Genomic DNA, 21,244 nt, shown 5'->3' with positions numbered 1-21,244 from the left:
TCCACGGGAACGATGCCCCCCGCCCGTCCGTACTCGTTGTGAAGACGCCCGCCGCCGCGATGGAGGGGACCGATGGACAGCGACCGGCCGGACACCGGACGGGTACCGGGCTGCTACCGGCACCCGGATCACGAGACCCGGATCAGATGCACCCGCTGTGAGCGCCCGATCTGCACCGACTGCATGATCAGCGCCTCGGTGGGCTTCCAGTGCCCGGAGTGCGTCCGTTCCGGATCGGGTACGGGCCACGTCGCGACGGCCAACACCCCGCGCACCATCGCGGGCGGGGTCGTGGTCGCGGACACCGCCCTGGTCACCAAGGCCTTGCTGGGGATCAATGCCGCGGTGTTCTTCGCGGCTCTCGCCGCCCCGGCCGTGCTGCTCCCGCTGGAGCTGATCGGCCGGTACGCCGAATATCTCGGCGGCCCGCCCGAAGGGGTGTCCACCGGCCAGTACTACCGGCTGCTGACCTCGGTCTTCCTGCACGAGCAGTGGTGGCACATCATCGGCAACATGACCGCCCTGTGGTTCCTCGGCGCCCCGCTGGAGGCCGCCCTGGGCCGGGCCCGCTACCTCGCCGTGTACCTGCTCTCCGGGCTGGGCGGCAGCGCGCTGGTCTATCTGCTCACCCCGCCGAACATGCCGACCCTGGGCGCGTCCGGGGCGATCTTCGGGCTGCTCGGAGCCACCGTCGTGCTGATGCGGCGGATGCGGGACAGCATGCGCCCGATCGCCGTGATGGTCCTGCTGATGCTGCTGCTGACCTTCGTACCGATCGGCGGGACCGGGGAGATCTCCTGGCAGGCCCACATCGGCGGGCTGGTCACCGGGGTGCTGGTCGGTCTGGGCATGCTGCTGCCCTCCTCCACGCCTGGGAAGCGGCGGGCGCTGGTCCAGTGGGGGACCTGTGCGGTCGTCTTCCTGCTGGCGGTGGCCGTCGTGCTGATCAGGACGTCCGAGCTGGTCTGAGGCCCTTTTCGCTGGTCGAGGCCCTTTTCCGGGCCTCGACCACTCGCTCGACCACTCTCCCGGGTGCCCTGGAAAGTCACACCGGCGTCAACTCTCCACAGAGTTATCCACAGATCTTCTGCCTTTTTCCTCAGGTGTGGATGACGCTGTGGATAACTCATGGGGAGAGCTTGCTTCAGGCCGCCGTTACTGCTCTGCCATCGCCCGGCCGCCTCCGCGCCACGGCGCGGTTACTTCCACTGCGTGGAGACGCCGAAGCCTGCCGCGATGAAGCCAAAACCAACCACAATGTTCCAGTTGCCGAGGGATTCGATCGGCAGCTGGGTATCGGTCACATAAAAGACGACAATCCAGGCAAGACCGATGAGGAAGAACGCCAGCATCACCGGGGCTACCCAGCTGCGGTTCGTCAGCCTGATCGTCTGCGCCTGCTTCGCCGGCGGCGGGGTGTAATCGTCCTTCTTGCGGATACGTGACTTCGGCACGAGGGTCTCTCCTGTCGATGCGCTGGGGACCTTGCCTCCCCCGGGCGTCCGTTAGCGTAGTGGGTCTGTGGCGTTGAAGGAGAAGGGTACGTTGAGCAATTCCGACGACTCCTCCGCGGGTCCCCGTCGCCGGGTCAGACCGGTCCGGCTGCTGACTGCCGCCGTGTTCGCCCTGGCCGGCCTCATTTTCGTCACCAGCTTCAACACGTCCAAGGGTACGAACATCCGCACGGACGGCTCACTCCTGAAGCTGTCGGACCTCATCCACGAACGCAGCCAGAGCAACGCCGAACTCGACGCGAGCACCGCCGAGGTCCGCCGCGAGGTCGACGCGCTGGCCGAGCGCGACGACGGCAGCACCAAGGCCGAGGACGCCAAACTCGCGGCCCTGCGCGCCGCCGCGGGCACCGCCGAACTCTCCGGCAGGGCCGTCTCGGTGACCCTCAACGACGCTCCGCCGAATGCCACCGCCCGCATCCCCAACGTCCCCGAGCCGCAGCCCAACGACCTGGTGATCCACCAGCAGGACCTCCAGGCCGTGGTCAATGCCCTGTGGCAGGGCGGCGCCCGGGGCATCGAGGTCATGGACCAGCGGCTGATCTCCACCAGCGCCGTGCGCTGCGTGGGCAACACCCTGATCCTCCAGGGCCGGGTGTACTCGCCGCCGTACAAGGTCACCGCGATCGGCGACCCGGGCGCGTTGCGCAAGGCGCTCGCCGCCTCGCCGGCCATCCAGAACTACCAGCTGTACGTCAACGCCTACGGGCTGGGCTGGAAAGTCGAGGAGCAGAAGGCGCTGACACTTCCGGGCTACTCCGGCACAGTGGACCTCCACTATGCGAAGCCCGTGGAGTCCGCGTCGGCGTCCGCGTCCTGAGCCGGGACGGAGCCCGTCCGCCCAGGCCGTACTGCGGCTGCTGGTGCGGACGTTCAGCGAGGTGTGCCTGACCGTCGGCACGGTGATCGTGCTGTTCGTCGGGTACGTCCTGCTGTGGACCGGGGTCAAGGCCGACCGGGCCATGGACGGCGAGATGGAGCGGCTGCACGGCCGGTGGTCGGCGGCCGCCCCCGCCCCCGCCGCGGCCGCCGGATCCGGCACCGGCCCGGCGCCCGCCCCCACGGCGGGTCCCGCACCGGCCCCCGCGCAGGGCGGGGCGTTCGCCGAGATGTACATCCCGCGCTTCGGAGCGGACTGGAAGAAGCCGGTCCTTCAGGGCACCGCGGCCGAGGTCCTGAAGAAGGGCCTCGGTCACTATGCGGACACCGCGCTCCCGGGAGACGCCGGGAACTTCTCGGTGGCCGGGCACCGGCGCACGTACGGAGATCCCTTCAAGGATTTCCCCGAGCTGCGCCCCGGTGACCTGGTGATCGTCAAGGACGCGTCCGCCTGGTACACGTACACGATCCGGAACGAGCCGCTGCGGACCCTGCCGACGGACGTCGCGGTGGTCGATCCCGTACCCCGCAGGTCCCCCTTCACCTCGCCCGGCCGCTACCTGACGCTGACCACCTGCGATCCGGAATGGGGGCACAGCCACCGGCTGATCGTCTGGGCGGAACTGACCCGGACCGTCACGGCCGCGCGGGGCAAACCGGAGGGATTGCCCGGCTGACCCCCCGGGCGCGCCCGGTGCCTTTAGGCTGTTGCGGTACCGCCCCCGCGGTACGCGGAGGGAAAGGGACGCGGACGGCATGTACGGCTGGATCTGGCGGCATCTGCCGGGCAACGCGTGGGTACGCGCGCTGATCTCCCTCGTGCTGATCCTCGCGGTGGTGTTCGTGCTCTTCCAGTACGTCTTCCCGTGGGCCGAGCCGCTCCTTCCCTTCAACGATGTGACCGTCGACGAGGGATCGGGAGCCACCGGGTGAACGCGCGCATTCTGGTCGTGGACAACTACGACAGCTTTGTCTTCAACCTGGTCCAGTACCTCTACCAGCTCGGTGCCGAGTGCGAGGTCGTGCGCAACGACGAGGTCGCTCTCGCCCACGCCCAGGACGGGTTCGACGGCGTCCTGCTCTCCCCGGGCCCGGGCACGCCCGAGGAGGCCGGGGTCTGCGTCGAGATGGTCCGCCACTGCGCGGACACCGGCGTGCCGGTCTTCGGCGTCTGCCTGGGCATGCAGTCGATGGCCGTGGCGTACGGCGGGGTCGTCGGCCGTGCCCCCGAGCTGCTGCACGGCAAGACCTCCCCGGTGGTCCACGAGGGGCAGGGCGTCTTCGCCGGCCTCCCGTCGCCCTTCACCGCGACCCGCTACCACTCCCTCGCCGCCGAGCCGATGACGCTCCCGGACGAGCTGGAGGTCACGGCGCGGACCGAGGACGGGATCATCATGGGGCTGCGGCACCGCGAGCACGACGTCGAGGGCGTGCAGTTCCACCCCGAGTCGGTGCTGACCGAGTGGGGCCACAAGATGCTCGCCAACTGGCTGGTGCGCTGCGGTGACGCGGACGCCGTGGCCCGTTCGGTGGGACTGGCCCCGGTGGTGGGCAAGGCCCTCGCGTGACGACCCTCGCGCCGTCCGCGCCCCCCGGGGGCCGGGCCGCGCGGCGCAGGGCCGCTCAGGATGCCGCCAAGCGCGCCTCGCGGCGCGGCGGCAGACGCCGCAGGGCGGGCGGCGCTCCGGGTGACGGCGCACCGGACGGTGGCACACCGAGTGCCGTCGGTACGAGCGCGAGCCGCGCCGGGACGACGCGCGGCGGTACGCGCCGACGTGCGCGGCGGCGGCCCGGCGGCGGCCCGGTGGTGGTCGCGAGCAGGCTGGCCGGGGAACTGTTCATCACGCTCGGCCTGGTGATGCTGCTCTTCGTCGCCTACCAGCTCTGGTACACGAACGTACTGGCCGAGCGGCAGGCGAACGGCGCCGCGGGGACGCTGCGCAGCGACTGGGACACCGACAAGGCGGCGCCGCCGGTCGCGGCGTTCTCCCCGGGGCAGGGCTTCGCGATCCTCTACATCCCCAAGCTGGACCTGAAGGTTCCGGTGGCGGAGGGGATCAGCAAGCCGAAGGTGCTGGACCGGGGCATGGTCGGGCACTACGGCGGCGAGGGGTCGCCGCAGTCGGCGATGCCGTCCGACAAGCAGGGCAACTTCGCGGTGGCGGGCCACCGCAACACCCATGGCGAACCGTTCCGCTACATCAACCGTCTCCAGGCCGGGGACAAGGTCGTCGTGGAGACCCGGGACGCGTACTACACGTACGAGATGACCTCGGTGCTGGCGCAGACCCCGCCGACGAACGTCTCCGTGATCAAGCCGGTGCCCGAGGGATCGGGCTTCACGGCTCCCGGCCGGTACATCACGCTGACGACCTGCACCCCCGAGTTCACCAGCACTTACCGGCTGATCGTATGGGGGAAGATGGTGGACGAACGCCCCCGTGACAAGGGCGCTCCCCCCGCGCTCGCGCAGCCGTAACTCCCGCAGCCGTAACGCCCGCAGTCGTCACGCCCCACCAGACCGCAGAGGACGAACCCGCAGTGTCACGTGCCCGCCGCGCCGCCCCCCGCGCCCGAGCCGGGAGCCCGAGCCGGCTCGCCGGTTTCCTCAGTCTGCTGGGCGAACTGCTGATCACCGTGGGCCTGGTGCTCGCCCTGTTCGTGGCGTACTCGCTGTGGTGGACGAACGTCCTCGCCGACCGGCACGCCGCGCAGCGCGGCGATTCGGTCCGTCAGCAGTGGCAGGCGGCCCCGCCCGCGGCGACCCCCGAGGCGGGCGCCCTCGACACCGGGGACGGCATCGGCTTCCTGCACGTGCCGGCCATGAACAACGGCGAGGTGCTGGTCAAGCGCGGGACCTCGGCCGACGTCATCAACGACGGGGTGGCCGGGTACTACACGGATCCGGTGAAGTCGGCGCTGCCGTGGGACAAGCAGGGCAACGTCACGCTGGCCGCGCACCGCGACGGGCACGGGGCGAAGTTCCACAACATCGACAAGGTGAAGACGGGCGACGCGGTCGTCTTCGAGACCCGTGACACCTGGTACGTCTACAAGGTCTTCGCCGAGCTGCGCCAGACCTCGAAGTACAACACCGACGTGATCACCCCGGTCCCGAAGGAGTCGGGGAAGACCGCCCCCGGCCGGTACATCACGCTGACGACCTGCACCCCGGTGTACACCTCGAAGTTCCGCTACGTCGTGTGGGGCGAGCTCGTCCGCACGGACAAGGTGGACGCGCAGCGGACCCCGCCGCCGGAGCTGCGCAAGTAACTCCTGTGGCCCCTGCTCCTCGTGGGACCCGGTGAGCCCCGGGAAGGGAGCCCCGGGAAGGGGTCTGGACGCCCTTCTGCCGCACACACAGGAAGCCCTGGCCCTAGGGCCAGAGCTTCCTGTGTCACGCCGTGTACGGGCCGCCTGCGCGCCCGGGGCCTTCCGGGGTCAGCGGCGGTTGCCGATCCCGCCGAGGAGCCCGGTCCCCTGGTTGTTGCCGCCCGGCTGGCCCGGCATCGTGTTGACGTTGATCACGGCACCGGCGGCCACCGGCTGACCGAAGCCCGGGTCGGTGCTGATGATCGCCGCGTTGTCGTCCGAGGGGCCGGACAGGACCGCGCCGAGGCTCAGTCCGCGGGCCGTCAGCTCCGTCCGTGCCTGGGCCAGCGTCTTGCCCGCGAGGAACGGCACGGTGGTCGCCTGGCCGGCCTTGGCGATGGTGACGTTGACCGCGGTCCCCGTCTCGACCTGCGAACCCGGGTCCAGCGCCTGCCCGATGATCGTCTTCGGCGGCGCGGTGGAATCGGCCTCGGTGGTGCTGCCGAGCTTGAGCTTGGCGTCGTTCAGGGCCTTGACCGCCTGCTCCCTCGTCTTGCCGGTCAGGTCGGGAACGATCGACTTCGACGGCTCCTTGGCCACGGTCAGCGTGATCGTCGAACCCTTCTCGACGGAGCTGCCGGCCTTCGGGTCCTGGCTCAGCACGGTGCCCGGAGTGCTGTCGTTCTCCTGCGCCTTGCGCTCGACCTGGAAGCCCTTGGCCTTGAGCGCGGCCTCGGCCTGGTCGAAGGGCAGCCGGAACACGTCGATGACCTGGACCTTGGGTGCGCCCGTGGACACCTTCACCTTGATGACCGTGTTCTTGTCGACCTTGAGGTCGGGCGCCGGGTTCTGCGAGCAGACGTTGCCCTTGGGCTGGTTCTCGCAGGGTTCCTCGGCTTCCTTCTCGATCTTCAGCCCGACGTTCGTCGCCCGGCCGCTCGCGCTGTCGAAGGTCTCGCCGATCAGCTTGGGCACGGTGGGCCGGTTGTCGGCGGTGTTGTTGAACAGCGAGCGCCCGATCAGGATCGCGCCCACGAGGACGAGGATCCCGGCCGCGACGAGCAGGAAGGTGGACGCCCTGCTCTTCTTCTGGCGGCGGCGCGGGCCCTGGTCGTAGCCGCCGTGGCCCTGGTCGCCGTACCCGTAACCGCCGTCGCCGCCGGGCGGCATCGGCGGCATCATCGAGGTCTGCCCGGCGTCGGTGGCGCGCAGGGCGGTGGTCGGCTGGTCGTAGCCGTTGTGGTTCTGGTCCGGGTAGCCGTAGGCCCCGTAGCCCGCGCCCATGTTCGCGGCCGCGGCGACGGGCTGGCCGTCGAGGCAGGCCTCGATGTCGGCGCGCATCTCGTCGGCGGACTGGTAGCGGTAGTCGGGGTCCTTGACCAGCGCCTTGAGGACGATGGCGTCCATCTCGGGCGTGATCTCGGGGTCGAAGTTGCTCGGCGGCTGCGGTTCCTCGCGCACGTGCTGGTACGCGACGGCGACCGGGGAGTCGCCGATGAAGGGCGGCCGGACCGTGAGCAGCTCGTAGAGCAGGCAGCCCGCGGAGTAGAGGTCGGAGCGCGCGTCGACCTGCTCGCCCTTGGCCTGCTCCGGGGAGAGGTACTGGGCGGTGCCGATGACGGCGGCGGTCTGCGTCATCGTCATGCCCGAGTCACCCATGGCGCGGGCGATGCCGAAGTCCATCACCTTGACCTGCCCGGTGCGCGTCAGCATGACGTTCGCGGGCTTGATGTCGCGGTGGACGATCTGGGCGCGGTGCGAGTATTCGAGGGCCTGGAGGATGCCGATGGTCATTTCCAGGGTGCGCTCGGGCAGCAGCTTGCGCCCGGAGTGCAGCAGCTCGCGCAGGGTGGAGCCGTCGACGTACTCCATCACGATGTACGGGATGGAGATGTTGTCGACGTAGTCCTCGCCGGTGTCGTACACGGCGACGATGGCGGGATGGTTGAGCGAGGCCGCCGACTGGGCCTCGCGCCGGAACCGTGCCTGGAAGGACGGGTCGCGTGCGAGGTCGGCGCGCAGTGTCTTGACGGCGACGGTACGGCCGAGCCGGGTGTCGTGGGCGAGGTAGACCTCGGCCATGCCACCGCGGCCGAGCACATGGCTCAGCTCGTACCGACCGCCGAGGCGACGCGGCTCTTCCATAACGTTCCAGCCCTCTCCGTCAGTCCCGACCGCACCCGTGTGAGGTCCGGCGGTGCGCTGTCCGCGCAAAGGCTACCGGCCGCGTGTCGCTGATCGGCCCGTGACCACAGGCCGATACCGGACCGGTACCGTGTGCTCCCACGTGCGCGGGGACCGTGATCCGGATCACTCCGGGCCGCGCGCGGTGGGCGCGCGGGCCCGGGACGCGGGCGGGTCGTATCGGGGCCGTCACCGGCTCAGCCCTGGCTCTTCAGGACGGCGTTCATGACGGCGAGCGCGACCGGCGCGGCGAGACCGCCACCGGTGATGTCCTCGCGGTCGGCCTGGGAGTCCTCGATCACCACGGCGACGGCGACCGGGGCGCCCTTGTCGGTCTTGGCGTAGGAGATGAACCAGGCGTAGGGGCGCTTGGCGTTCTTCTCACCGTGCTGCGCGGTGCCGGTCTTGCCGCCGACCGTGACGCCGTCGATCTTGGCGCCGGTACCGGTGCCGTTCTCGACGACGTTGACCATCATCTTCTGGACCTTCTGCGCGTTCTCGGCGGAGAGCGGGCGGCTCATCTCCTCCGGCTCGTGCTTCTGCAGGACGTCCAGGTTGGGGGCGGTCACCTGCTCCACCATGTACGGCTTCATCAGCTTGCCGTCATTCGCGATCGCGGAGGCGACCATGGCCATCTGGAGCGGGGTGGCGGCGGTGTTGAACTGGCCGATGGCGCTCTGCGCGTTGCCGTCGCGGCCCATGTTCTTGTCGTAGACGCTCGCGAACGCGCGGACCGGGACGTCGATCTTGTCGTTGTTGAAGCCGAACTTCTGGGCCGTCTCCAGCATCTTGTCGCGCCCCACCTTGTCGCCGACGTTGGCGAAGACGGAGTTGCAGGAGACCCGCAGCGCGTTGTTCAGGCTGGACTTCTCGCAGCCGCTCGCGTGGTTGGGCAGCTGGGTCTTGGTGCCCGGCAGGATGTACGGCTCGGGGGTGTCCGTGGGCGCGTCGATGTCGCTGATCACGCCGTGCTCCAGCGCGGCGGCGGCGGTGACGACCTTGAAGGTGGAGCCGGGCGGGTAGGTCTCGCGCAGGGCGCGGTTGACCAGGTTCTTGTCCTCGCTGTCCTTGAGCGCGACCCAGGCCTTCTCGTCGGCCTTGGAGTTGCCCGCGAAGGTGGAGGGGTCGTACGAGGGGGTGCTGGCCAGCGCCAGGATCGCGCCGGTGCGCGGGTCTATGGCGGCGACCGCGCCCTTCTTGGTGCCGAGCGAGGCGAAGGCGGCCTTCTGGGCGGCGGGGTTCAGGGTGGTGACGACATTGCCGCCCTGCCGCTTCTCGCCCGTGAACATGCCGATGGTGCGGTCGAAGAACAGCCGGTCGTCGTTGCCGGTGAGGATCCCGTCCTCCAGCGATTCGAGCTGGCTGGAGCCGAAGGCCTGCGAGGCGTACCCGGTGACCGGCGCCCACATGGGGCCGTCGAGGTAGGTGCGCTTGAACTTGTAGTCGCTGCCGTTCGTGACGACCGAGCCGGTGATGGGCTGGCCGCCGACGATGATGTTGCCGCGCTCCGAGGCGTACTGGGCGATCTGGACCCGGCGGTTCTCCTTGCGGGTGCTGAGGTCCTCGGCCTTGACGTACTGGAGCCAGTTGGTCCGCAGCAGCAGGGCGAGGACGAGCAGCCCGCAGAAGATCGAGATGCGGCGCAGGGGCTTGTTCATGAGGGTCGGACCACCTGGGTCATCTCGGAGTCGGGGGACGGTGCCGGGGCCGGGGCAGGGCGGCGTGCGGTGTCGCTGATCCGGATGAGGATCCCGATGAGGGCCCAGTTCGCGAGGACGGAGGAACCGCCGGACGCGAGGAAGGGCATGGTCATGCCGGTGAGGGGGATGAGGCCCATGACGCCGCCCGCGACGACGAACACCTGGATGGCGAAGGCGCCGGAGAGGCCGATCGCGAAGAGCTTGCCGAAGGGGTCGCGGGCGGCGAGCGCGGTACGGACGCCGCGCTCGATGATCAGGCCGTAGAGCAGGAGGAAGGCCATGACGCCCGCCAGCCCGAGCTCCTCGCCGACGGTGGCGAAGATGAAGTCGGAGTTGGCGGCGAAGAGGATCAGGTCGGAGTGGCCCTGGCCGAGACCGGTGCCGAGGACCCCGCCGGAGCCGAAGCTCATCAGGGACTGGCCGACCTGCTCGCAGGCGCCGGAGGTGGAGTAGCAGGCGAAGGGGTCGAGCCAGGCGGTGACGCGGACCTTGACGTGGCTGGCGGTGGTGCCGACCACGACGGCGCCGGCGGCGCTCATGAGCAGGCCGATGACGATCCAGCTGGTGCGCTCGGTGGCGACGTACAGCATGATCACGAACATGCCGAAGAAGAGGAGCGAGGTGCCGAGGTCGTTCTCGAAGACGAGGACGAGCAGGCTCACGCCCCAGATCATCAGGATGGGACCGAGGTCGCGGCCGCGCGGCAGGTAGAGCCCCATGAAGCGGCGGCTGGCCAGGGCCAGGGCGTCGCGCTTGACCATCAGGTATCCGGCGAAGAAGACCGCGATGATGATCTTCGCGAACTCACCGGGCTGGATGGAGAACCCGGCCACGCTGATCCAGATCTTGGCGCCGAAGACGTCGGCCCCCAGACCCGGGATGACGGGCAGGATCAGCAGGATGAGCGAGGCCGCCATCGAGATGTACGTGAACCGCTGGAGCGTGCGGTGGTCCTTGAGCAGCAGCAGCACGCCCGCGAACAGCGCGAGGCCGACCGCCGTGTAGAACATCTGGTTCGGCGCGGAGGGGGAGAACCCGCCGAACTGCCGCTTGGCCAGGTTCTGGAGCCGCTCGGACTGGTCCAGGCGCCAGATGAAGACCAGGCCCAGGCCGTTGAGCAGGGTGCCCAGCGGAAGCAGCAGCGGGTCGGCGTACTTGGCGTACCGGCGTACGACGAGGTGGGCCAGGCCGGCCAGGAGGCCGAGCCCGAGCCCGTACGCGATCATGCCGGGAGGCAGTTTGCCGTGCACCGCGAGGCCTACGTTGGCGTAGGCGAAGATCGGGATGACCACGGCGAACGCGAGCAGCAGGAGCTCGGTGTTGCGCCGGCTCGGCAGCTCGATGGCGCCGATGGTGGTCGTGTTCGTGACAACGCTCATGGTGTGGCAGGCCCCCTGTGCCCGCGTCTGTCTACTGCTGCCCGCACTGGCTGACCAGCTTCTGCTCCTCAGGAGTCAGGCTGGTGCCGGGTGCCGGGGTCTGGTTGGGCTGCCCCTCGGCGGCGCGGCGCGCTTCGTCCTTCTTGCAGGCCGAGGCCTGCACGGCGAGTTCGTCGATCTTCTTGCGGGCGCTGTCGAGGCTGCCCTCGCTGATGGTGGACTCGACGAGCTTGCGCTGGAAGGGCGGCAGGTACTTCAGCTCGATGTCCGGCTGGTCCGTCTCCACCGAGGAGAGCTTGATCCAGGCGAGGTCCTGGCTGATGCCCCGGTAGAGCGCGACGTGCTCGTCCTTGACGCCGACGTAGTACTGCGTCTGCGTCCAGCGGTGGGCCGCGTACAGACCGCCGCCGATCAGGCCCGCGGCGACGAGCAGGATCAGCGTCCGGGTCGTCCACTTGCGCCCTTTGCTGCGGCGCCGGCGCGGGTGGTCGTACGTGTCGTCGTAGGCCGAGGAATCGCCGTCGTAGCCGTCGGCTTCGCCGAAGCTCCCGTACGCACCGCCACCGCCGTTGCCGCCGTAGCCCGCGTCGGGGGCCGCGCCGTAGGCGGGGGCCTCGCCGCTGCCGGGGGGACCGAAGGAACCGGGCGGCGGCGGGGAGGCCTGGCGGCCCAGCCCCGAGGCGCGGCCGGCCGGGGTCTGCATGGCGTTGCCGCCGTCGAAGAGCTGGTGCTGGTTCTCGGCGACCGCGCCCACGACCACCGGGGTGTCGTTGAGCTGGGCGGCGAGGGTGTCGCCGCTGTCGGTGTCGAGGACGTCCGCGACGATGCAGGTGATGTTGTCAGGGCCGCCGCCGCGCAGGGCGAGCTGGATCAGCGCCTGCACGGTCTCGTGCGGGCCGTGGTAGTCGGCGAGGGTCTCTTCCAGGGTCTGGTGGGAGACCACGCCGGAGAGGCCGTCGGAACAGATGAGGTAGCGGTCGCCGGTCCTGACCTCGCGGATCGAGAGGTCGGGTTCCACGTGCTCCCCGCTGCCCAGGGCTCTCATCAGGAGCGAGCGCTGGGGGTGGGTGGTGGCTTCCTCTTCGGTGATCCGGCCCTCGTCGACCAGCCGTTGCACCCAGGTGTGGTCCTGGGTGATCTGGGTCAGGAGACCGTCGCGCAGCAGGTAGGCGCGGGAGTCGCCGACATGGACGAGACCGAGGCGCTGACCGGTCCACAGCAGGGCGGTGAGCGTGGTGCCCATGCCCTCCAGCTGGGGGTCCTCCTCGACCATGACCCGCAGCTGGTCGTTGGCGCGCTGTACGGCGGTGGCCAGCGAGGTCAGGATGTCGGAGCCGGGCACGTCGTCGTCGAGCTGGACCAGGGTGGAGATCACCTCGGAACTCGCGACCTCACCGGCCGCCTGGCCGCCCATGCCGTCGGCGATCGCGAGCAGGCGGGGACCGGCGTAGCCGGAGTCCTCGTTGCCCTCGCGGATCATGCCTTTGTGCGATCCGGCGGCGAACCGCAGGGACAGACTCATGCGCACCTGCCCAGTCGACGATGCCTCCGGGTACAACCGGTCTCGAGCCACACTGCCCACCCTCCGGTCGGGAGCGCGCGCGGGTCCGTCTCCCCAGGGGGACGGACCGCCGCGGCTCGCTCGCTCCGCTCGCTCATTCTCGTACTACTTCCGCAGCTCGATGACGGTCTTGCCGATGCGGATCGGGGCGCCCGGAGGAATGGGCGTCGGGGTGGTCAGCCGGGTCCGGTCGAGATACGTGCCGTTGGTGGACCCGAGATCCTCGACGATCCACTGGCCGTCACGGTCGGGATAGATCCTGGCATGGCGGCTGGAGGCGTAGTCGTCGTCCAGCACGATCGTGGAGTCGTGGGCCCGGCCCAGCGTGATGGTCTGCCCCTGGAGGGCGACCGTCGTGCCGGTGAGGGTGCCCTCGGAGACGACGAGCTTGGTCGGCGCACCGCGGCGCTGGCGCTGCTGCGGTGGCGCTGCCTGGCGGCCGCCGCCCGACTGCTGCTGTTGCTGCGGAGCGCGGTCGGCGCCGCCGCGGCGGGAGCCGCGCTGCGTCACCCGCGTCCCGAAGAGGTCGCTGCGGATGACCTGGACGGCCACGATGACGAACAGCCACAGAACGGCCAGGAAACCCAACCGCATGACCGTAAGGGTCAGCTCTGACATTGCCCCCGCTTCACCCTTCGGCTTGCCTGTAAATGATGGTCGTGTTGCCCACGACGATCCGCGAGCCGTCGCGGAGCGTAGCGCGGGTGGTGTGCTGCCCGTCCACCACGATGCCGTTGGTGGACCCGAGATCCTGGATCGAGGGAGGCGTTCCGGTCCGGATCTCACAGTGCCGGCGCGAGACGCCGGGGTCGTCGATCCGCACGTCGGCTTCGGTGCTTCGGCCGAGTACGAGCGTGGCGCGCGAGATCTGGTGGCGGGTGCCGTTGATCTCGATCCAGCAGCGCGTGGCACCACCGGAACCCGGCAGCGGGCCGGGGCCCGGGCGGCGCGGGGGCTCACCCGGGGGGTTGTGGGGCATGGGCGGGGCGGCGACGGGCGGATACCCGTAACCGCCGGGGCGGCCCTGGCCCGGACCCTGACCCTGCGCGGGGCCGGGGCCCTGCGCCTGGCCCTGATCGGCCTGCGGCTGGGAGGTGCTGGAGGCGAGGGTGCGACTGCGGACCCGGTACAGACCGGTGTCGAGGTCGTCCGCCTTCTCCAGGTGGACCTTGATGGGGCCCATGAAGCTGTAGCGCTGCTGCTTGGCGTAGTCCCGCACGAGACCGGCCAGCTCGTCACCGAGCTGACCGGAGTAGGGACTCAGCCGCTCGTAATCGCCGGCGCTCAGTTCCACGATGAAGTCATTGGGGACGACGGTCCGCTCGCGGTTCCAGATGGTCGCGTTGTTGTCGCACTCGCGCTGGAGCGCGCCCGCGATCTCGACCGGCTGGACCTCGGACTTGAAGACCTTGGCGAAGGTGCCGTTCACCAGACCTTCGAGTCGCTGCTCGAACCGCTTCAGGACTCCCATGGGGCACCTCCTCCGTCGTTGTCGCCCTGTACTGCTTACTGATCGTATCCACGCGTGGCGGATTCGGCTGGTTCCCCTCCGGGTCCGCGGCGAGGAGTGTTGGTCCTCACAAGGGATCGTAGGGTCGCCCGGACAACAGTGTCCCGCACCCGGAGGGCTGTCCGGGAGGGGCTGGCGGGACCGTGCCCGGCGGTCGGGGAAAGCGATGTGAATCCACCCCCTCCGACGTGCTAATGTTCCGATGTCGCCAGGGGAACGGCCCGCAAGGGAAGAACCGCTGGAGAGCTACTCGGGCGAGTGGCGGAACGGCAGACGCGCTGGCTTCAGGTGCCAGTGTCCTTCGGGACGTGGGGGTTCAAATCCCCCCTCGCCCACTTGTGAGAAGCCCCGCAGATCATCGATCTGCGGGGCTTCTTCGTTGTGTTCAGCGTTGTGTTCAGCGTGGTGTTCCGCTCGATGGGATGCTGCCCGACTGCCTCCGCCCGACTGTGGGCTGTCCGACTTTCGTTGGCGCGGGCGCGACGAAAGAGAGCGGCCCGGCGTCGCGGCCGCTGTCTAGGGTCGGGGCGTGGAAGCGACGGCGAAGGTGCGGGCGGGGCTGGACTGGCTGAGGGGTCCCGAGCCGTGGACCGCGCGGATGCTGGCGGGCGATCTGGTGCTCGTGGCCGTGCTGGTGATGCTCGGCCTGGGCGTCGAGGAGCTGGACAACGGCTCCGCCGCGCGGATGTTGAGCAGCGCAGTGGCCGTGCTGGTGCTCACGCTGCTGCGCCGTCGGCTGCCGGTGCTCACGCTGGTGGTGGGCTCCGCGCTGGGCGCCTACCTGCCCGGGGCGTTCCTCGTGGTGATCCTGCTGGGCTGGTCGGCGGGGCGGCGGGTCCCCGGGGTCGTCCGGGCGTTCGGGGCCTTCACCGTGGCCTTCATCGCCTCCCTCGGGCTCAGCGTCTTCAAGGACTGGTCGCAGGGCCGGGTCGTGCTGGTGATCGTCTTCGGCACCCTGATGTTCCTGGCGATGACCGTCATGCCCGCGCTCGCCAGCCGCTATTGGTCCCAGCGCCACACGCTGCTGCGCGCCCTCCAGGAGCGCAACGCCCAGCTCATGCGCGAGCGGGCGATGATCGCCGGACAGGCCAGGCTGCGCGAGCGCCAGCGGATCGCCCAGGACATGCACGACAGCCTGGGGCACCAACTGGCCCTGATCTCGGTGCACACCGGAGCGCTGGAGGTCGATCCGGTGCTGACTGAGCGGCAGCGCGAGGCGGTGGGGGTGCTGCGGGCGGCCTCGGTCGCGGCCATGCACGAGCTGCGCGAGGTGGTCGGGATCCTGCGGGACGGGGTCGAGGCGCCCGTTCCCGTGGAGGAGTCGGCGGGGCCCGCGGCGCGCGGGGTGGCCGGGATCGCCGGGATCGTGGAGGCGGCGCGCGGCGCGGGGACCGACGTACGGCTGACCACCTCGGGGCAGCCGAGGCCGCTCGTCGCGGCCTGCGACCACGCGGCGTACCGGATCACCCAGGAGTCGCTCACCAACGCCTACAAGCACGCGCCGGGCGCGGCGATCACCGTGGAACTGCGGTACGAGGACGACTCCCTGGTGGTGGAGATCGCCAACGGGCCGGCGGCCGGGCCCGGAGCGGGCGAGGTGGTCTCGGGCGGCCAGGGGCTGACGGGGCTGCGGGAGCGGGCCCGGCTCGTCGGCGGGATGGTGCACGCCGGAACCACCGAGGGCGGCGGCTTCCGGGTGGCCGGGGTGCTGCCGTACGGGACGGAGCCGGCCGGCGCTCGGGAGACGGGCGTGGAGGAGGTGGCCGATGACTTCGGGCAGCAGCTGCGGGTGCCCATGCTGAAGGGCGCCGCCGTGCCGGTGGACTGGGCCGCGGTCGACCGGGAGCTGACGCGGGGGCGCAGCCGCACCGGGGGCATCGCGCTGGGCTGTGGGATCGCGGTCGCGGCGCTCGTGGTGCTGCTGATCGTGATCGGCGCCGGTGTGGCGCTGCTGGTGGGTTCGGCGAGCGACGTGACGATCAGCAAGGCCACCTTCGACGCGGCCAGGGTGGGAGAGCCGGAGGAGGCGGTCCGTGCGCGGCTGCCCGACGGGGGCAGCATCCTGACCGAGGGGCTGGAGAGCAAGGGCCCGCCGACGCCCGAGGGGTCGAACTGCATCGCGCTGCTCGCCGCCGGGAACGCGGAGCTGACCACCGATAGTGTTTTCCGGTTCTGCTTCAAGGACGGCAAGCTCGTGGAAAAGCAGGCGTACCAGGCCAAGCAGTAGCAGCGGCGGGAGCGGAGCGCGGGTGACGGGCGTGACGGGGCCACAGGGGCGACGAGGGCGACGGGGATGGCGGCGATGACCGGGACGACCGGGACGACGGCCAAGGCGATCAGGGTGGTGATCGCCGACGACGAGCCGCTCATCCGGGCCGGGATCAGGATGATCCTGACCTCGGCGCCGGACATCGAGGTGGTGGCCGAGGCCGCGAACGGGCGGGAGGCCGTGGAACTGGCGCGCTCCCACGTGCCCGATGTGGTGCTGCTGGACATCCAGATGCCGGTCATGGACGGGCTGAGCGCGCTCGCGGAGCTGGCGCGGGCGGTGCCTTCGGTGCACGCGCTGATCCTGACGACCTTCGGGGAGCGGGAGAACGTACTGCGGGCGCTGTCCCACGGCAGCGCCGGTTTCCTGCTGAAGGACTCCGCTCCGGCCGAGCTGATCGGGGCGGTACGGGCGGCCGCGGCCGGGGACGCCTACCTCTCCCCGGCGGCGACCCGGCACGTCGTGGACCAGCTGGCCTCGGGCCAGGGCGCGGGGCGCGGCGAGGACGCGCGGCGCCGGGTCGCGGCGCTGAGCGAACGGGAGCGCGGGGTGCTGGCGCTGCTGGGCGAAGGGCTGTCGAACGCGGACGCGGGGCGGCGGCTGCACATGAGCGAGGCGACGGTGAAGACGTACGTCAGCCGGATCCTGGCGAAGCTGGAATGCGAGAACCGGGTGCAGGCGGCGCTGCTCGCGCGGGACGCCGGGCTCTGATGTACCCCTTGACCCCCCTTCCCCGGCTCTGTCCGGATCGGTACGGTCATCCGCGGACGAGCAGTGATCCAGACGTGCAGTGGTTCAGCCGGGCACGTGATCTAGCGGGGGCGGCAGACATGGCGGCGGTACCGGTACGGGGCGCGGCGCAGGCCGAGGGCAAGGCCGAGGGCAGGGCGAACGGCAGGGCCAACGGCAGGGCCGGCGGCGCGGCCAACGGCAAGGCCGGGGCGCGGGCCGGAGGGAAGGCAGCGCCCAAGGCCGCGCCGAAGGCGGCGGCGGCCGGGCGGATACCGGAGGTCGCGGGGTACGCGGCGCGGGTGACGGGGTCCGCCGCGGGCTCCCCGAAGGCCGAGGGCAAGGCGCTGCGGGTCCGGGTGCCGCGCGCCGCGCACGCGCACTTCGAGGTCGTGGCCGGACGGCCGGACGCGGTGCGGGCGGTGGAGGAGTCCAACGTCGGGCGGGTGGCGGAGCTGACGCCGATCCGGGTGGGGCGGATGGCCGCCAACCCCTTCGCGTTCCTGCGCGGGGCCGCCGGTCTGATGGCCCACGACCTGGCGGCGACACCGGTGACCGGGGTGGGCGCGCAGATCTGCGGAGACGCCCACGCGGCCAACTTCGGGCTGTACGGCGATGCCCGCGGGCGGCTCGTCATCGACCTCAACGACTTCGACGAGACGGTCTTCGGGCCCTGGGAATGGGACCTCAAGCGGCTGACGACCTCACTGGTGCTGGCCGGGCGGGTGGCGGGCGCCGACGAGGACACCTGCCGGGCGGCCGCGCTGGACACGGTCGGCGCCTACCGGCGCACGATGCGGCTGCTGGCCAAGCTCCCGGCGCTGGACGCCTGGAACGCGATTCCCGACGAGGAACTGGTCTCGCACACCGACGCCCGGGATCTGCTGGGCACGCTGGAACGGGTGTCGGAGAAGGCCCGTAACAACACCAGCGCGCGGTTCGCCGCCAAATCCACCGAGGCCGCACCCGACGGCGGCCGCCGTTTCGTGGACGCGCTGCCGGTGCTGCGGCGGGTCGGGGACGGGGAGGCGGCGGCGGTCGCGGCCTCGCTGGGTCCGTACCTGGACACGCTCCAGGGGGACCGGCTGCCGCTGCTGGCCCGGTACGCGATCCATGACGTGGCCTTCCGGGTGGTGGGCACCGGCAGTGTCGGAACCCGCTCCTACGTGGTGCTGCTGCTGGACCACCGCGGTGAGCCGCTGGTGCTCCAGGTGAAGGAGGCGCGGCCGTCGGTGCTCCTGCCGCACCTGTCGGGGCTGGGCTTCGACACCGCGCCGGAGGACCACGAGGGCCGCCGGGTGGTGGCCGGGCAGAAGCGCATGCAGGTCGTCTCCGACATCCTGCTCGGCTGGACCACGGTCGAGGGCCGGCCGTTCCAGGTGCGGCAGTTCCGCAACCGCAAGGGCAGCGTGGACCCGGCCGCCCTCGCCGTGGACCAGATCGACGACTACGGGCGGATGACCGGCGCGCTGCTGGCGCGGGCGCACGCGCACAGCGCCGACCCGCGGGTCCTGGCCGGGTACTGCGGCAAGAACGAGGAACTGGACGAGGCGATCGCCGCCTTCGCGGTGGCCTACGCCGACCGCAGTGAGGCCGACCACGCGGATCTGGTGGCCGCGGTGCGGTCCGGGCGGATTCCGGCGGAGATGGGCGTCTAGTGCCGGTCACAGCACGAGGAATGTTTCACGTGAAACACGCCCTTCGGGCGGGCCGTAGGCTGGCCGGGTGAACGAGCAGACTGCCGGGGACGCCTCGGCCTCCGAGGACGAGCGGCCCGAGGCGCGGCTGGAGCGGGCCGTGCGGGCCGCCGAGCAGGCGCTGATCGAGTTCGAGATCGCGGTGGAGACCTTCCGGGTGGAGGTCGAGAACTTCTCCCGGCTGCACCACCAGAAGCTCGGCCCGATGTACTCGCGGCTCGACGAACTCGACGCGCTGATCGCCGAGGCCAGGGCCGCCCGCACCGGCGACCCCGAGGACCTGCGCAAGGCGCGGGACGCGCGGGCGCTGGTCATGCCGATGCCCGGGGTGGACGAGCTGTTCCACGACTGGCTGGACTCGGACGGCATCTCCGACGACGCCGGTGCCATGCTCACCGACCAGCCGGTGCGGCCTCCGGAGCGGGTCCGCCCCTCCGAGGAGGTCCGCCGCCTCTACCGCGAGCTGGTCCGCCAGGCGCACCCGGACCTGGCCCAGGACGACACGGAGCGGACCCGGCGGGACGAGTTCATCGCCCGGGTGAACGCCGCGTACGGGCGCGGCGACGAGGGGCTGCTGCGGGAGCTGGCCACGGAGTGGGCGGCCGGACCGGTGCCCGCGGAGGAGCGGCCCTCGGAGACCGAGGAGCTGTACGCCCGGCTGGAGTGGCTCTCGCGTCGCAAGGAGCTGCTGACCGTGGTGGCCCGGGAGCTGGAGGACAGCGCGATCGGGTCGATGCTGCGGATGGCTCCCGAGGACCCGGACCGGCTCCTGGAGGAGATCGCCGAGCAACTGCTCGGGCAGGTCTCCGAGCGCGAGGCGGAGCTGGCCGCGCTCGCCGGGTAGGTTCTGAACACCCCTGTTACGAGAGAAGGCGACAGCTATGAACTTCGGACCGCTTCCCTCGGTGGACGCCACCGCGGTGCCCTCCGAAGGCTTTGTCCTCGACGTCCGTGAGGACGACGAATGGGCGGCCGGCCATGTCGAGGGTGCGCTGCACATCCCGATGAGCGACTTCGTGGCGCGCTTCGGCGAGCTGACCGAGGCGATGGACTCGATCGAGGGCACCCCGCGCGTCCACGTGATGTGCCGGGTCGGCGGGCGCTCCGCGCAGGTCACCCAGTACCTGGTGCGCCAGGAGATCGACGCCGTCAACATCGACGGCGGAATGCAGGCCTGGGACGCCGCCGGGCGCCCGATGGTGACGGACAACGGGAACCCGGCCTTCGTCCTCTAGGGCGGCGGCGCTCCCGCGCGGCTCAGGCGAGGGGGTGGGCGGCCAGCAGGTCGCCCAGGGCCTCCTCGTGGGCCGCGGCCGGGCCGAGCTGGAGTTCCAGCTGCTTGGCCCAGGCGTGATAGCGGTGCAGCGGGTAGTCGGTGTCGGCGCCGAAGCCGCCGTGCAGGTGCTGGGCGGTCTGGACGACCCGGCGGACCCCTTCGGACGCCCAGATCTTGGCCACGGCCACGTCCCCGGCGCTCGGCAGCGGGCCGCCCGCCCCGTCGGTCGACGCGTCCAGCCGCCAGGCGGCCTGCCAGAGGGTGACCTCCATGGCGCGCAGGTCGATGTAGCGGTCGGCGGCCTGTACCGCGACCGCCTGGAAGGTGGCGACGGGGAAGCCGAACTGCTCGCGCTTGCTCGTGTACTGGCTGGTCATGGTCAGGACGTTCTCGCCGAGCCCGAGGGCGAGGGCGCAGGTGCCGGTGGCCAGCAGCTGGCGCAGCCGCTCCCAGGCGCCGGGGGCGTCGATGAGGTGGCTCGCGGGGACCCGTACGCCGTCCAGGGTCAGCTCCGCCATCTTCTCGCCGCTGGTGGAGAACTGGTCGGCGAGCGCGAGGCCGTCGGCGGTGCGCGGGACGAGGGCGAGGACCGCGTCCCCCTCGCCGGTGTGGGCGGGGACGGCGATCCAGTCGGCGCTGTGCGCCCAGGGCACGGCCGTCTGCACGCCGTCCAGGGTCCAGGCGCCGTCGCCGTCCGCCGCCGCGGACGGGCGGGCGGTGACGGCCAGTTCGGCCGGGTCGTGGCCGGAGCGGCCGTGGGCGGCGACGGTCAGCACGTTCTCGCCCCGCGCGGCCCCGGGCAGCAGCTCGGCGCGCAGGGCCGGGCCGCCGTGGGCCTGGACGGCCATGGCGGTGGCGCAGTGCTCCAGCAGCGGGACCCGGGCCAGCACCCTCGCCGCCTCGCGCAGCACCAGGCACAGGGCGATGGTGTCGAGTCCCGCCCCGCCGTGCGCCGGGTCCAGGACCAGGCCGATCAGGTCGGAGGCGGCGAGTTTGGCCCACAGTGGCCGGTCGAACTCGTCGGCGACGGAGCCGGGCGTGAGCGCGGGGCTGGGCACGCTGTCGGGTGCGACGTCCGCGAAGACGGCCTTCGCCGCCTCGACCGCGGCCTGCTGCTCCTCGGTGAAGGTGAAGTCCACTGCCTGTCCTCCCGCGTGCACCGGATGTGTGTCTGTCTGACGGTGCGTCAAGATAGAACACGCTTCTAAAAAAGCACAGCCGGAAAAAGCACAGGCCT

Annotated in this window: 19 protein-coding genes, 1 tRNA gene and 1 pseudogene; 13 read left to right on the top strand and 8 right to left on the bottom strand. The window is 71.0% G+C overall.

Going from position 1 to position 21,244, the window contains the following annotated elements; translation table 11 throughout:
- The first annotated feature begins 72 nt into the window (after positions 1-72).
- Positions 73-969 (top strand): rhomboid family intramembrane serine protease, encoded by an 897-nt coding sequence (locus OHS33_RS18120; RefSeq protein WP_330331467.1) that lies wholly within the window; start codon positions 73-75, stop codon positions 967-969.
- 230 nt (positions 970-1,199) lie between these two features.
- On the opposite strand, the gene crgA is transcribed toward OHS33_RS18120, so the two are convergent.
- A complete protein-coding gene (crgA, locus tag OHS33_RS18115; protein ID WP_214931340.1) occupies positions 1,200-1,454 on the bottom strand; it encodes a cell division protein CrgA in 255 nt (84 codons plus the stop codon).
- A gap of 91 nt (positions 1,455-1,545) precedes the next feature.
- On the opposite strand from crgA, the gene OHS33_RS18110 reads away from it, so the two are divergent.
- The 6 genes and pseudogenes from OHS33_RS18110 (at position 1,546) to OHS33_RS18085 (ending at position 5,663) form a co-directional block, all read left to right on the top strand.
- Positions 1,546-2,331 (top strand): DUF881 domain-containing protein, encoded by a 786-nt coding sequence (locus tag OHS33_RS18110; protein WP_330331466.1) that lies wholly within the window; start codon positions 1,546-1,548, stop codon positions 2,329-2,331.
- A 37-nt stretch (positions 2,332-2,368) separates the two neighbouring features.
- Positions 2,369-3,067 (top strand): class E sortase, encoded by a 699-nt coding sequence (locus tag OHS33_RS18105; protein ID WP_330335089.1) that lies wholly within the window; start codon positions 2,369-2,371, stop codon positions 3,065-3,067.
- A 79-nt stretch (positions 3,068-3,146) separates the two neighbouring features.
- Positions 3,147-3,323 carry a hypothetical protein gene (locus OHS33_RS18100; RefSeq protein WP_330331465.1) on the top strand — a complete coding sequence of 59 codons (177 nt, stop codon included), beginning with the start codon at positions 3,147-3,149 and terminating at the stop codon, positions 3,321-3,323.
- Positions 3,320-3,958: an aminodeoxychorismate/anthranilate synthase component II gene (locus OHS33_RS18095; protein WP_330331464.1), complete on the top strand. Its 639-nt coding sequence runs from the start codon at positions 3,320-3,322 to the stop codon at positions 3,956-3,958. The genes OHS33_RS18100 and OHS33_RS18095 overlap by 4 nt, the downstream gene beginning before the upstream one ends.
- A pseudogene (locus tag OHS33_RS18090) lies at positions 3,949-4,869 on the top strand (class E sortase); the annotation flags it as partial. The gene OHS33_RS18095 and the pseudogene OHS33_RS18090, both read left to right, overlap by 10 nt.
- Positions 4,870-4,931: 62 nt before the next feature.
- Positions 4,932-5,663 (top strand): class E sortase, encoded by a 732-nt coding sequence (locus OHS33_RS18085; protein WP_330331463.1) that lies wholly within the window; start codon positions 4,932-4,934, stop codon positions 5,661-5,663.
- Positions 5,664-5,831: 168 nt separating this feature from the next.
- On the opposite strand, the gene pknB is transcribed toward OHS33_RS18085, so the two are convergent.
- The 6 genes from pknB to OHS33_RS18055 all read right to left on the bottom strand — a co-directional run bounded on the left by pknB (position 5,832) and on the right by OHS33_RS18055 (position 13,997).
- Positions 5,832-7,847 (bottom strand): Stk1 family PASTA domain-containing Ser/Thr kinase, encoded by a 2,016-nt coding sequence (pknB, locus tag OHS33_RS18080; protein ID WP_330331462.1) that lies wholly within the window; start codon positions 7,845-7,847, stop codon positions 5,832-5,834.
- A gap of 236 nt (positions 7,848-8,083) precedes the next feature.
- Complete coding sequence (locus OHS33_RS18075) at positions 8,084-9,544, bottom strand: peptidoglycan D,D-transpeptidase FtsI family protein (RefSeq protein ID WP_330331461.1); 1,461 nt, start codon at positions 9,542-9,544, stop codon at positions 8,084-8,086.
- A complete protein-coding gene (locus OHS33_RS18070; protein WP_330331460.1) occupies positions 9,541-10,965 on the bottom strand; it encodes an FtsW/RodA/SpoVE family cell cycle protein in 1,425 nt (474 codons plus the stop codon). The genes OHS33_RS18075 and OHS33_RS18070 overlap by 4 nt, the downstream gene beginning before the upstream one ends.
- Positions 10,966-10,996: 31 nt before the next feature.
- Complete coding sequence (locus tag OHS33_RS18065; RefSeq protein ID WP_330331459.1) at positions 10,997-12,487, bottom strand: Stp1/IreP family PP2C-type Ser/Thr phosphatase; 1,491 nt, start codon at positions 12,485-12,487, stop codon at positions 10,997-10,999.
- A gap of 144 nt (positions 12,488-12,631) precedes the next feature.
- Positions 12,632-13,144: an FHA domain-containing protein FhaB/FipA gene (locus OHS33_RS18060; protein WP_330331458.1), complete on the bottom strand. Its 513-nt coding sequence runs from the start codon at positions 13,142-13,144 to the stop codon at positions 12,632-12,634.
- Between the two features lie 10 nt (positions 13,145-13,154).
- Positions 13,155-13,997 carry a DUF3662 and FHA domain-containing protein gene (locus OHS33_RS18055; protein WP_330331457.1) on the bottom strand — a complete coding sequence of 281 codons (843 nt, stop codon included), beginning with the start codon at positions 13,995-13,997 and terminating at the stop codon, positions 13,155-13,157.
- Positions 13,998-14,288: 291 nt separating this feature from the next.
- Here OHS33_RS18055 and OHS33_RS18050 point away from each other — a divergent pair.
- The 6 genes from OHS33_RS18050 to OHS33_RS18025 all read left to right on the top strand — a co-directional run bounded on the left by OHS33_RS18050 (position 14,289) and on the right by OHS33_RS18025 (position 19,966).
- Positions 14,289-14,371: transfer RNA gene (locus OHS33_RS18050), tRNA-Leu, on the top strand.
- Positions 14,372-14,634: 263 nt separating this feature from the next.
- Positions 14,635-16,263, top strand: a complete 1,629-nt coding sequence (locus OHS33_RS18045) for a sensor histidine kinase (protein WP_443065455.1) — start codon at positions 14,635-14,637, stop codon at positions 16,261-16,263.
- A gap of 75 nt (positions 16,264-16,338) precedes the next feature.
- Positions 16,339-17,016 carry a response regulator transcription factor gene (locus OHS33_RS18040; protein ID WP_330331455.1) on the top strand — a complete coding sequence of 226 codons (678 nt, stop codon included), beginning with the start codon at positions 16,339-16,341 and terminating at the stop codon, positions 17,014-17,016.
- Between the two features lie 119 nt (positions 17,017-17,135).
- Positions 17,136-18,692, top strand: coding sequence for a DUF2252 domain-containing protein (locus tag OHS33_RS18035; RefSeq protein WP_330331454.1), 1,557 nt, complete (start codon positions 17,136-17,138; stop codon positions 18,690-18,692).
- Between the two features lie 67 nt (positions 18,693-18,759).
- Entirely contained in the window at positions 18,760-19,575 is an 816-nt protein-coding gene (locus OHS33_RS18030; protein ID WP_330331453.1) for a J domain-containing protein, read from the top strand.
- 37 nt (positions 19,576-19,612) lie between these two features.
- Positions 19,613-19,966 carry a rhodanese-like domain-containing protein gene (locus OHS33_RS18025; RefSeq protein WP_330331452.1) on the top strand — a complete coding sequence of 118 codons (354 nt, stop codon included), beginning with the start codon at positions 19,613-19,615 and terminating at the stop codon, positions 19,964-19,966.
- 22 nt (positions 19,967-19,988) lie between these two features.
- On the opposite strand, the gene OHS33_RS18020 is transcribed toward OHS33_RS18025, so the two are convergent.
- The gene (locus tag OHS33_RS18020; protein WP_330331451.1) at positions 19,989-21,146 is read right to left on the bottom strand and encodes an acyl-CoA dehydrogenase family protein; all 1,158 of its coding nucleotides are present in this window, start codon (positions 21,144-21,146) and stop codon (positions 19,989-19,991) included.
- Positions 21,147-21,244: the final 98 nt, after the last annotated feature.

The sequence above is a fragment of the Streptomyces sp. NBC_00536 genome (assembly GCF_036346295.1).
Classification (GTDB): Bacteria; Actinomycetota; Actinomycetes; order Streptomycetales; family Streptomycetaceae; genus Streptomyces.
Note: the sequence above shows the minus strand (reverse complement) of the source record. Positions and strands in the feature narration are given on the sequence as shown.